Source organism: Ferruginibacter sp. (assembly GCF_031430955.1).
Lineage (GTDB): Bacteria > Bacteroidota > Bacteroidia > Chitinophagales > Chitinophagaceae > Ferruginibacter.
Genome location: NZ_JANPCM010000374.1, coordinates 1 through 11,464, shown reverse-complemented (window position 1 = coordinate 11,464; position 11,464 = coordinate 1). Strand labels below are relative to the sequence as shown.

At 35.9% G+C, this 11,464-nt stretch carries 12 protein-coding genes; 8 read left to right on the top strand and 4 right to left on the bottom strand.

The features are described 5' to 3' along the window. Position 1: 1 nt before the first annotated feature. The 4 genes from queG to ACY65O_RS10650 form a co-directional block, all read right to left on the bottom strand. Complete coding sequence (gene queG / locus ACY65O_RS10665) at positions 2–931, bottom strand: tRNA epoxyqueuosine(34) reductase QueG (protein ID WP_462220841.1); 930 nt, start codon at positions 929–931, stop codon at positions 2–4. Continuing rightward, entirely contained in the window at positions 931–1,293 is a 363-nt protein-coding gene (locus tag ACY65O_RS10660; protein ID WP_462220840.1) for a hypothetical protein, read from the bottom strand. Before ACY65O_RS10660 ends, queG begins: the two co-directional genes overlap by 1 nt. A 161-nt stretch (positions 1,294–1,454) precedes the next feature. Next, on the bottom strand, positions 1,455–2,246 hold the full coding sequence (locus ACY65O_RS10655; RefSeq protein ID WP_462220839.1) for a hypothetical protein: 792 nt from the start codon (positions 2,244–2,246) through the stop codon (positions 1,455–1,457). A 113-nt stretch (positions 2,247–2,359) separates the two neighbouring features. Next, a complete protein-coding gene (locus ACY65O_RS10650) occupies positions 2,360–2,542 on the bottom strand; it encodes a hypothetical protein (protein ID WP_462220838.1) in 183 nt (60 codons plus the stop codon). 195 nt (positions 2,543–2,737) lie between these two features. Here ACY65O_RS10650 and clpB point away from each other — a divergent pair, with 195 nt between their 5' ends. From clpB to ACY65O_RS10610, 8 genes are all read left to right on the top strand, one after another. Continuing rightward, positions 2,738–5,368 (top strand): ATP-dependent chaperone ClpB, encoded by a 2,631-nt coding sequence (gene clpB / locus ACY65O_RS10645; protein WP_462220837.1) that lies wholly within the window; start codon positions 2,738–2,740, stop codon positions 5,366–5,368. A gap of 70 nt (positions 5,369–5,438) precedes the next feature. Beyond that, on the top strand, positions 5,439–6,011 hold the full coding sequence (locus ACY65O_RS10640; RefSeq protein ID WP_462220836.1) for a DsbA family protein: 573 nt from the start codon (positions 5,439–5,441) through the stop codon (positions 6,009–6,011). A gap of 177 nt (positions 6,012–6,188) precedes the next feature. Next, positions 6,189–6,983, top strand: a complete 795-nt coding sequence (locus ACY65O_RS10635) for a sulfite exporter TauE/SafE family protein (RefSeq protein ID WP_462220835.1) — start codon at positions 6,189–6,191, stop codon at positions 6,981–6,983. 116 nt (positions 6,984–7,099) lie between these two features. Beyond that, a complete protein-coding gene (locus ACY65O_RS10630) occupies positions 7,100–8,515 on the top strand; it encodes an MBL fold metallo-hydrolase (RefSeq protein WP_462220834.1) in 1,416 nt (471 codons plus the stop codon). Positions 8,516–8,750: 235 nt separating this feature from the next. After that, the gene (locus ACY65O_RS10625) at positions 8,751–9,266 is read left to right on the top strand and encodes a rhodanese-like domain-containing protein (RefSeq protein ID WP_462220833.1); all 516 of its coding nucleotides are present in this window, start codon (positions 8,751–8,753) and stop codon (positions 9,264–9,266) included. A 3-nt stretch (positions 9,267–9,269) separates the two neighbouring features. Beyond that, positions 9,270–9,992: a sterol desaturase family protein gene (locus ACY65O_RS10620; protein ID WP_462220832.1), complete on the top strand. Its 723-nt coding sequence runs from the start codon at positions 9,270–9,272 to the stop codon at positions 9,990–9,992. A 206-nt stretch (positions 9,993–10,198) separates the two neighbouring features. Next, complete coding sequence (locus ACY65O_RS10615) at positions 10,199–10,414, top strand: YgaP family membrane protein (RefSeq protein WP_462220831.1); 216 nt, start codon at positions 10,199–10,201, stop codon at positions 10,412–10,414. A gap of 175 nt (positions 10,415–10,589) precedes the next feature. Then, on the top strand, positions 10,590–11,464 hold an 875-nt coding region (locus tag ACY65O_RS10610), incomplete at its 3' end, for an MFS transporter (RefSeq protein WP_462220830.1).

Below are 11,464 nucleotides of genomic sequence, written 5' to 3'. Positions count from 1 at the left end.
TTTAAGTTTGTATAAATTTTAAATTCTTTTTCACCCCTTCAAATTTACTCCGCTTTAACGGCGAGTTTTTAAAAATTATTTTAAAACTTTCTTCTGCCAATTCTTCCCAATCGTTATTGGTAAAATTTAAAAATACGGGTAGTGGCGAAAAAATAATTTCATTGGTTGGTTTGCTAAATCTGTTCCATGGGCACACATCCTGGCAAACATCGCAGCCAAACATCCAGTTATCAAATTTGCCTTTCATTGTGTCTGGTATCAATGCATCTTTTAATTCAATAGTAAAATAAGAAATACATTTACTGCCGTCAATAACTTTATCTGGCAGTATCGCTTCGGTAGGGCAGTGGTCTATACATTTTGTACACGTGCCGCAGTAGTCTTTTGCAAACGCATCATCATACTCTAATTCTAAATCTGTAATTAAAGTAGCAATAAAAAAAAATGAGCCAGATTGTTTGTTAATTAAATTTCCATTTTTACCCACCCAGCCCAGGCCACTTTTTTGGGCCCAGCTTCTCTCTAACACCGGGGCGCTGTCAACAAAACCACGGCCGTTAATTTCGCCAATATTTTCTTTTATATGTTGAAGCAGGAGCTTCAATTTACTGCGTATTACTTCATGATAATCATTTCCAAAAGCATATTTAGAAATTTTTGGAGCATCACTATTTTGTTGCTGCGCCGGAAAATAATTCAACAATAATGTTATAACAGATTTTGCGCCGGGTACTAATTTAGAAGGGTCAATTCTTAACTCAAAATTATTTTCCATGTACTGCATAGTGCCGTTAAAATTTTTCCCCAGCCATTGTTCTAATCTTTTAGCATCATCATCCAGGCGTACCGCTTTGGCTATGCCGCAAAAATCAAAACCCAAACTTGCGGCATAGTTTTTAATAAACTTTGTGTTATTTTCTGCAGCGTTCATTAATCCTGGTTAGTATCTTCTAAATGCAGTTTATGAAAAAAGCGGTGAGCAATAGGCGCAATTAAAATGCCAATGGTACTTATGAACGCAACGCCACTGAATAAAGCATACGCCGATGCAAATACTTTAGCTGAATTTGTTAAAACAATTTTTGCATCTATCACAGGTCCCATACCACTCAATATCATCGAGGCGTTTAGTAAACTATCGTACCAGTCAAATTCCGGTATGGTAAATTTATACCCCAAAATACCTATTAACAGGCACAGCATCATTATTGAAAGGCCAAAGGCAGCATTTTTCCAAAGTCTTTGGTAATAAATATGTTTAGGAGCAAGTTTTGATTTTTTATTTAATACCATGCTATTACAATTTATATAAAAATACAAAAGCCCTTCAATATTATGCCGGGCTTTATAAAGAGTTTGCTGCTTTTAGTATAATCGTTTGAGCAGGCAGTAAATTTTTTTAAAAAAGCTGTAATTACCCTTTACACAGAATGTTTTAAAAGGATTTAGAGGGACTAAAATTTTATATCATACCCAACAGTACCAATCAATTCAAAATATCCAAAACTATGATTTACTTTTCCGCCTCCAGCTGCTAATGCGTTAGTATAATTGGCAAAACCAGTTTTTGCAGTGCCTTCTAAAAACCATTTCTTTCCAAAATACCAGCGGGCACCACCTTCGGCTCCAATACAATAACCGGCAATATGAAATTTATTATCTACTCTTTTGCCGCTGAGTGTTACATCAGTTTTGGGAATAAGTATTCCGGCGCCAGCTTTCCATAAGCCCGTAAATAGAGGTCTGGAACCATTACTTTTTAAAACATACTGCCTTACATAATTTACCTGGTAAAAGTTGGCGCCATTAGTATGTTCAAATTGTAGATCAGATTTGCTGAATGCAGTGTCTTTATCAAAATAAGTTGTGCCGATAGTGCCTTTAGCATGCAGCAATTGGTTGTTGTAAACAATATACTTTGTATGATCGTAATTAATTTCAATTGCTTTTGTATGTTCATTGTTAAGGTAAAAACCAATGCGGTAATTGTATTGTGGAATACTTATTTCTATAGGTTTTTTTGCAATAGCATCTAAATCATTTCTGTCGTGTGCTACAGCTTTGTAAATAGTAAAGTCGTGATTAACACCATTAACCACATCTCTGAAATGGATGGTACTTTTGGTATACCATTCAGTATTGTAACCCCATTGAAGATACATGCCCTTCAATAATTTATTTTTAGTTTGAGAAAATGAGAACAGAAAATTTACTGTAAGCAAAATCAGAACAAATATTTTTTTCATTGCAGTGTTTAAACTTTCGCAAAATTAGGGTAAAAGATTGTAAAACTTTAGTTAACAACCCATGCTGTACAACCAGCTTTTTAAATCTTCTGGTGCTTATTTCTAAATTCATTTTAAGATGAAACCACATAAAAAAACTGCATAGTTCCGCCTTTAGTGTAAACTAATTTTCCATCTTTATAAATTACCAGTACAGCCCTGCCGCCAATGTCTTTTAAATTATCACTTAGCCAATTATCTACCTTAGTAAAATTATATTGCGAAAAACCTGCCTGTAACAATAGCATGAAAAGCATAAGCAGGCTGAATTTGCGGCAGAATAGTTGAACTTTTAGTGACATAATAGCACTGGTTTTTGTATAATAAAAAAATGAATGATTTTTGAGTAATACTATGCAATCAGATGAATATCTGCAAAAAAAGTTTAATCATCAATTTAAAAAAAAGTCCCCCTAATCCAGAGCTTGCCGAAGGATAGGGGCTAAATTAATATGAGTTTACAAAATTTAACCATAAAATCGCAGGAAAGGATTCAGCATGCACAGCAATTGGCGTTTAATAATAATAATGCCAATATTGAAACAGAGCATTTGCTGCAATCTTTACTGGATGATGCAGATTCTGCCATTGAATTCTTATTAAAAAAGAATAACGTTAACATCAATTTTGTAGAAACAAAGTTGAAAGAGAGTATAAACAAACTGGCAAAAGTTTCAAGCGGCGAACCTGCACAAAATGTAAGCAGGGATATGAATAATGTATTGCTGCGGTCCTCTAATATTTTAAAACAATTTAACGATGAGTTTGTAGCACCGGAGCATTTGTTAATTGCTTTGCTGCAGCAAAATGATAACACCGCTAAAATTTTAAAAGATGCCGGTCTTACCGAAAAAGGTTTAGTGGCGGCAACAAAAGAATTAAAAAAAGGTTCTACCGTTTCTTCTCAAACAAGCGAAACACAGTTTAACGCTTTAAATAAGTATGCTAAAAATTTAATTGAAATGGCAAGGCAGGGCAAGCTGGATCCTGTTATTGGAAGAGATGAAGAAATACGCAGAACACTGCACATTTTATCAAGAAGAAGTAAAAATAATCCCATTTTGGTGGGTGAGCCTGGCGTGGGTAAAACCGCCATTGCTGAGGGTTTGGCAATGCGTATTGTAAACGGTGATGTGCCAGAAAATTTAAAGAGTAAAATAATATTTGCTTTAGATATGGGGCAGTTAATTGCCGGCGCAAAATATAAAGGCGAGTTTGAAGAAAGATTAAAAAGTGTGGTAAAAGAAGTAAGCAGCAGCGATGGAGAAATTATTTTATTTATTGACGAAATACACACATTAGTTGGTGCAGGCGGTGGCGATGGCGCTATGGACGCCGCCAATATTTTAAAACCTGCATTGGCAAGAGGAGAGTTGAGGGCAATTGGAGCCACTACCTTAAATGAGTATCAAAAATTCTTTGAAAAAGATAAAGCGCTGGAACGCCGTTTTCAAAAAGTAATGATTGACGAACCCTCGGTGGAAGATGCGGTTTCAATTTTACGTGGATTAAAAGACAGGTACGAAACCTACCATCATGTACGCATAAAAGATGAAGCTATAATTGCTGCGGTAGAATTATCGCACCGCTATATTACCGACCGTTTTTTACCCGATAAAGCCATTGATTTAATTGACGAGAGTGCTGCCAAACTTCGTTTGGAAATGAACAGCATGCCCGAAGAACTGGATAAATTAGAAAGACAAATCCGCCAGTTAGAAATAGAAAGAGAAGCTATTAAAAGGGAAGATGATACAGTTAAATTAAAAGAACTGAATACAGAAATTGCTAATCTTTCTGTAGAAAGAGATACTTATAAAGCCAAATGGCAGCAGGAAAAAGAGATTGTTGAAAAAATTCAAAATGCTAAAGCTGCCATTGAGCAACTAAAGTTATCTGCAGAAAAAGCAGAACGGGAAGGTGATTATGGCAAGGTTGCGGAGATTCGCTATGGAAAAGTGCAGGAGCAGGAAAAGATTGTAGAAGATTTAACTAAGGAGCTGGATAGCAGCAGCGAAAAGCGTATGCTGAAGGAAGAGGTTGATGCAGAAGATATTGCAGAAAATGTGGCCAAAGCAACCGGCATACCTGTTACAAAAATGCTGCAAAGCGAAAGGGAAAAATTGCTTTTACTGGAAGAGGAATTACATAAAAGGGTAGTGGGCCAAGATGAAGCGATTGAAGCAGTATCAGACGCCATACGCAGGAGCAGGGCGGGTTTGCAGGATCCTAAAAAACCTATTGGATCCTTTATTTTTCTCGGTACAACGGGTGTTGGTAAAACAGAGCTGGCCAAAGCTTTAGCCGATTATTTGTTTGATGATGACGGCATGATGACCCGTATTGACATGAGCGAATACCAGGAAAAACACTCCGTAAGCCGCCTTGTTGGGGCGCCTCCGGGCTACGTTGGTTACGATGAAGGCGGCCAGTTAACAGAGGCCGTAAGGCGAAAACCCTACAGTGTTGTACTGCTTGATGAGATTGAAAAGGCAAATCCTGACGTTTTTAATGTACTTTTGCAAGTATTAGATGATGGCAGGCTTACCGATAACAAGGGTCGTATAGTAAATTTTAAAAATACCATCATCATAATGACGAGCAATATGGGCAGCCATATTATTCAGGACAATTTTGAAAAAGTAACTGAAAAGAACAAGGATGAAGTGGTAGAAAGAACAAAAGATGAAGTAATGGTGTTATTGAGGCAAACCATTCGTCCGGAGTTTTTAAACCGCATTGATGAAGTGATCATGTTTCAGCCTTTAATGAAGAAAGAGATCAAGGGCATCATCAAAATTCAGTTAGATAATTTAAGGCAACTGGTAGCACAAAGCGGTATCAATTTACTGTTTGGAGATTATGCTTTGGATTATTTGGCAGAAAACGGATATGATCCGCAATTTGGTGCCAGGCCATTAAAAAGGCTGATACAAAAAGAGATAGTGAACCAGTTGAGTAAAAAAATACTTGCCGGAACTATTGATAAAACAAAACCGGTTTTGGTAGATGTTTTCGACGGCACAGTGGTTTTTAGAAACGATGTGCATGAGCCGGAAAAAGAAGCAGCCGCAAAAAAATAATAGTAAAACATTAGATTAATAAAACAAACTGTTGTTTTTTAACAGCAGTAAAAAGACAAAAAGATAAACTATGGCAATGAAAGTAAAAGAGGTGGTGGAAATCATCCCGAGTAAAGACATATTTGTTGGTAACCCTGATGCAACAGTAACTTTAACACAGTTTGGCGATTACGAAAGCGAAGACTGTGCAAAAGCAAATGAAGTAGTAAAAAAATTGTTGGTAGAATTTGAAGGCAGAATAAAATTCAGTTTCCGTCATTTTCCCCTTACAAAAATTCACCAGCGCTCTATGAAGGCTGCCGAAGCTTCTCTGGCTGCCGGCCAAATGGGTAAGTTTTGGGAAATGCACAATATACTTTTCGAAAACCGCCGCCAGTTAGGTACAACCAGTTTAAAGTTATATTCTAAAGAAGCTGGTGTAGTTAATAAGCATTTTTTAGATGAATTGATCAACTCTACCTACGGCTGGCAAATACGCAACGATTACCAGGATGGCGTTAATAAAGGGGTAAAAGAAATTCCTGCATTTTTTGTTAATGGCGAACAGCTTACTGTAAAGGGTTCTTTCGAAAATCTTAGTACAGCAATTGAAGCGGCACTAAAAAAGGTGAAGAAAAAAGCACCGGTAAAACAAAGAGCATAAAATTTATACAAACCTCAACTGAAAAGTTGGGGTTTTTTGTTAGGTGTTGTTGTGCTATAAAACTGTTAAACTAATCTTCCTGTTTTATTATGTATTATTTTGTTGCTCAATGTAACTTTTGTAACCAACTGCAAAAAAAATAACCAACATCTTTGCTGCCGGATAAAATATAATAATATGCAAATTTTAGGCTTTGCTTTAGCAGCGTTGGTGGGTATTTCTTTAGGCTTAATTGGCGGAGGCGGATCTATTTTAACTGTTCCCATATTAGTATATGTGATTGGTGTAAGCCCTGTGCTGGCTACATCTTATTCTTTATTTATTGTTGGATCTGCATCTTTAGCAGGCGCATTTAATAATTATTTAAAAGGGTTTGTAAAAATAAAAACGGCGCTGCTTTTTGGTATTGCTTCTGTTACAACAGTATTTGTTACAAGAAAATTATTACTGCCAAAAATTCCGGCAGTAATAATTAATACCTCACAATTTTACGTAACCCAATCAACAGCAACTATGGTATTGTTTGCCATTTTAATGCTGCTGGCTTCAATAGCCATGATAAGAAATAAAAAAATAAATTATGCAACTGCTGGAGTAAAGGAAGAAAATAAAATACCCAAACTGCTTATGTATGGTATTTTAATTGGGCTGGCTACCGGTTTTTTAGGAGCAGGCGGTGGCTTTTTACTTATTCCTACCCTTGTTCTTATTTTAAAAATGCCAATGAAAGAAGCTGTTGGTACTTCTTTATTAATAATTGCACTCAATTCACTTATAGGGTTTACCGGAGATTTGGGGCATTTTTTAATTGACTGGAAATTTTTAATCAGCATTACAGTTATAGCTATTGCAGGCATTTTTGCTGGCGGGCTTTTAGCAAAAAAAATAGAAGGCGATAATTTAAAAAAAGGTTTTGGATGGTTTGTATTAATAATGGGGTTTTATATTCTTGTTAAAGAAATATTTTTTTAGGCAGAAGAATATTGCTTTAGAAAATCATTAAATAAAGTTCTATTTTTAAAAGCAACAAATGGTACCAAAACTGTTTTAATTATTAAACATATTTGTACAATAAAATAAAAAATAAAATGAACGTAGAACAAATATATACCGGATGCCTTGCACAGGGTGCTTATTATATTACCAGCAACGGCGAAGCTGCTATTGTTGATCCGCTCAGGGAAACGGAACCTTATTTAAAAAGGCTGCAGAAAGATGGCGTTAAACTCAAATATATTTTTGAAACGCACTTTCATGCAGACTTTGTAAGCGGCCATTTAGATTTGGCAAAAAGTACCGGAGCAGCAATTGTGTATGGCCCCACTGCAAAACCAGACTTTAAATTTATTGCTGCAAAAGATAATGAAGAATTTAAAATTGGAAATATCACTATCAAAGTGCTGCACACACCGGGCCATACCATGGAAAGCACCACTTACCTTTTAAAAGATGAAAACGGAAAAGACTATTGCATCTTTAGCGGCGATACTTTATTTCTTGGTGATGTGGGCCGGCCAGACCTGGCTCAAAAAGCAGCACACATGACGCAGGATGAGCTGGCTGGTTTACTGTACGAAAGTTTGAATAATAAAATTATGCCGCTGGCCGATGATGTAATTGTTTATCCTGCACACGGCGCCGGTAGTGCCTGCGGCAAAAATATGATGAAGGAAACAGTGGATACTTTGGGCAATCAAAAAAAAATGAACTATGCTTTAAACCAGCCCGATAAAGAAGCATTTGTAAAAGCAGTTACCGATGGTTTGCTGCCGCCACCTGCTTATTTTGGCTTAAATGTAGCCATGAATAAAAAAGGCTATGAAAGTTTTGAAACAGTTTTAAATAATGGGATGAGAGCGTTAACGCCGGATGAATTTGAAGCAGCAGCAGAAAATACCGAAGCATTAATATTAGATACAAGGACCAATACTGATTTTTATAAAGGCTTTATTCCGCAATCTGTAAACATAGGATTAGCAGGCGATTTTGCGCCATGGGTGGGTGCTTTAATTGTTGATGTAAAGCAACCTTTGCTATTAGTTACTGATGAAGGGCTTGAAGAAGAAACAGTAACCCGTTTAAGCCGTGTGGGTTTTGATAATGTAATGGGCCATTTAAACGGCGGCTTTGCTGCATGGCTGGAAGCAGGAAAGGAAGCAGATGCAGTGGATAGAATATCTGCTGAGCAATTTGCAAAAGATGTAAAAATTGGGGAAGATAAAATCATAGATGTTCGTAAAGAAACCGAGTATGCAGCAGAGCATGTAGATGAAGCTTACAACAGGCCATTGGCTGCCATAAACGAATGGATAAAAGATATAAACCCCGAAGAACATTTTTTTCTGCATTGTGCAGGCGGCTATCGCAGTATGATGGCGGCATCTATATTACAGGCACGTGGCTACAGAAATTTTACAGAAGTAGAAGGCGGATTTACGGATATCAGTAAAACAACTCTACCAAAAACAGATTTTGTGTGCCAGAGTAAGGTGATGAAAGCATGATGATTTTTCATTTTATCTATAACATGACAACATAAAAAATTTAAAACATCCAATGGAATTTAAAAGCTTTTATAAACTAAGTAACGGCAATGATGGGGTGCATTTCAAGTTGTAGTTTAAAAAAGCGTTATCAACCTTTGGAAAGAATACTGACATTGCATTTAATTAAAAAGGTTGACAACCCTCTGCGCCAATTTGAAATGCACCCCATTGATAAACCACGTAAATTTTATTTATGAAGAAAAAATTTATAATTAAAATATTGTTTACTCTTTGTATGGTTTCTGCTTTTATTTATGCAGATGCACAGGTAAAAAGCAGCTCGTTTAATTTTACCTTAAAATTATTATTGAGCGGCAGCACACCTACTATTAATATCCCTGAAGCTGCTGCTGGATTTAGGAGTTATACCTTTTTAGATGCCCGTGAATTAAACGAATACAATGTAAGCCATCTACAGACTGCGCTGTTTGCGGGAGCAAAAACATTTAGTTTGGATAAAGTCAAGAACATTAAAAAAAATCAACTGCTTATTGTGTATTGTTCTATTGGTAAACGCAGCGAAGAGGTAACTTTGAAATTAAAAAAAGCAGGTTATACGAATGTGAAAAATTTATACGGTGGTATTTTTGAATGGGTAAACCAGGGCAACAGGGTTTATAACAACAGGAACGTAATAACAGATAGTGTTCATGCGTATAGTCATTTTTGGGGTAAGTGGCTTGATAAAGGTGTAAAGGTTTATGACTAAAATATGCTCACCGAATTTATACATATCATCAGAACCATTACACCCTATGCTTTAGGTGGAGTATTCCTCCTTATTTATTTAAGTGAACATATTTACCCTCAGCAAAAAGATTTGATAGATTATAAACATGATCTGCTGAATATATTATTGGGTTTACTAAATATGGCTTTGGTTTTTTCTGCAGGATTTTATTTTCAGCAGTTTATTGAGTACACATCAGCAAAAAATTTCGGACTATTACAGTATTTTAAATTGCCGTTTGTTGTTGAGTTAATTGTTGGCTTTTTATTCATTGACTTTTTTATGTATTGGTGGCACCGTGCCAATCATGTAGTTCCATTCTTTTGGCTTTTTCATAAATATCATCACAAAGATGAAAAGATGAACAGCACCACAGCCGTAAGATTTCATACAGGGGAATTGATTCTTTCCTATACAGTACGGATAATTATTTTTCCGTTATTAGGTATAAGCCTTGCATCTCTCTTACTGCATAGTTTTATTTTATTTCCGGTTATTGTTTTTCATCATTCTAATATTAAAATAAAAATGGAGAAGGATTTGTGGCTGCGGTTCTTTATAGTAACCCCACAAATGCACCGGCTACACCATAGTGTAATTAAATACGATACAGATTCCAACTACAGTTCTATCCTGCCTTATTGGGATATGATTTTTAGAACCTATCATAAAAAATCAGATAAGCCAATTAAATTTGGAATATAATGCTGGAGAATAGGATCAGCCAAAAAAATTAAATATAAACAGCAGGGATATTTTATCAATAAAAATTAAACATTCATTAAACATAGATCACGCAATACCGGCATCATGCAGCAAAAATTATTAAAGCTTTTATTAGTATGCATTATTTGTGCCGCCATAGTAACAGCAATCGTATTCATTATATAATAAATTTAAAAATAAAAATTATGAAAAACAACATGGGAACAACCGATAGAATTATCAGGACACTTATTGCAGTAGTGATAGCAATTTTATATTTCACCAACATTATTACGGGTACGCTGGGGATAGTGTTGCTGGTGCTTGCAGTAATATTTGTATTAACCAGCCTGGTAAGTTTTTGTCCGTTGTATACATTGGTGGGGCTAAGTACCTGCCCTGTAAAAAATAAAGATGCGTAAAGCTGTAAATAATTTTCTACACTATCAGGTTGCATCAATTATTGATAGTAAGCAGTACAGATTGTTGTAACTTTTGTTGCAAAATAAATTGATGCATTAATGTTATTGTTAGCAGCGAACATTATTTAAACACATTACAGAGCCTGGATAATTTTTTTACCAGCAAGAATATTTTATGCAGGGCCTTCAAAAAAATAAATATCAATTTGGTTTACTGGTTTTGGTAAATGCTTTTGTTGGGGCCATGGTGGGCCTGGAAAGATCTGTCATCCCTGATTTTGGTAAAATAGAATTTGGCATTTCAGCAAATACTGCATTGCTCTCTTTTATTGCAGCTTTTGGCATAAGCAAAGCCGTTAGTAATTATTCAGTGGCTTTTCTTTCAAAAAAAATAAGCAGGAAAAATATTTTGTTACTCGGTTGGCTTTTTGCTATGCCGGTTCCGTTTTTGTTGATGTATGCCGATAACTGGAATTGGGTAATTGTTGCAAATATTTTTCTTGGTATCAATCAGGGGTTAGCCTGGAGCGCCACTGTAATTATGAAAATTGATTTGGTGGGGAATAAAAACCGTGGGCTGGCCATGGGCATTAACGAATTTGCAGGGTACTTATCAGTAGGGCTGGCCGCATACCTGGCCAGTAACCTTGCAGCAGCATACGGTTACCGGTATTATCCTTTTTTGCCCGGGGTGTTGTTTGCAGTTACAGGTTTAATACTAACAATTTTTTTGGTAAAAGATACCGCAGCGTTTGTAAAGTCAGAAACAGAAAACAGTAAAATTCCACTTTTAAAAAATGTATGGAAAGAAACTGCATGGAAACATAAAAATATCAGCTCTGTTACCCTAAACGGACTTGTAAATAATTTAAACGACGGAGTAATTTGGGGAGTATTGCCCATGCTGCTTTTGCAAAGAAATTTTAGTGTGGCACAAATTGGAATTGTAGCAGGTATTTATCCGGCAGTATGGGGCATAACACAATTGTTTACGGGAAAAATGGGGGACCATTTCTGTAAAAAACAACTTATTACTTTGGGAATGTTATT

Coding starts and splice junctions, on each gene's coding strand:
- clpB (WP_462220837.1), top strand. CDS start 2,738: ATGAGTTTACAAAATTTAACCATAAAATCGCAGGAAAGGATTCAGCAT.
- ACY65O_RS10650 (WP_462220838.1), bottom strand. CDS start 2,542: ATGCTTTTCATGCTATTGTTACAGGCAGGTTTTTCGCAATATAATTTT.
- ACY65O_RS10635 (WP_462220835.1), top strand. CDS start 6,189: ATGCAAATTTTAGGCTTTGCTTTAGCAGCGTTGGTGGGTATTTCTTTA.
- ACY65O_RS10615 (WP_462220831.1), top strand. CDS start 10,199: ATGAAAAACAACATGGGAACAACCGATAGAATTATCAGGACACTTATT.
- ACY65O_RS10625 (WP_462220833.1), top strand. CDS start 8,751: ATGAAGAAAAAATTTATAATTAAAATATTGTTTACTCTTTGTATGGTT.
- ACY65O_RS10620 (WP_462220832.1), top strand. CDS start 9,270: ATGCTCACCGAATTTATACATATCATCAGAACCATTACACCCTATGCT.
- queG (WP_462220841.1), bottom strand. CDS start 931: ATGAACGCTGCAGAAAATAACACAAAGTTTATTAAAAACTATGCCGCA.
- ACY65O_RS10655 (WP_462220839.1), bottom strand. CDS start 2,246: ATGAAAAAAATATTTGTTCTGATTTTGCTTACAGTAAATTTTCTGTTC.
- ACY65O_RS10630 (WP_462220834.1), top strand. CDS start 7,100: ATGAACGTAGAACAAATATATACCGGATGCCTTGCACAGGGTGCTTAT.
- ACY65O_RS10640 (WP_462220836.1), top strand. CDS start 5,439: ATGGCAATGAAAGTAAAAGAGGTGGTGGAAATCATCCCGAGTAAAGAC.
- ACY65O_RS10660 (WP_462220840.1), bottom strand. CDS start 1,293: ATGGTATTAAATAAAAAATCAAAACTTGCTCCTAAACATATTTATTAC.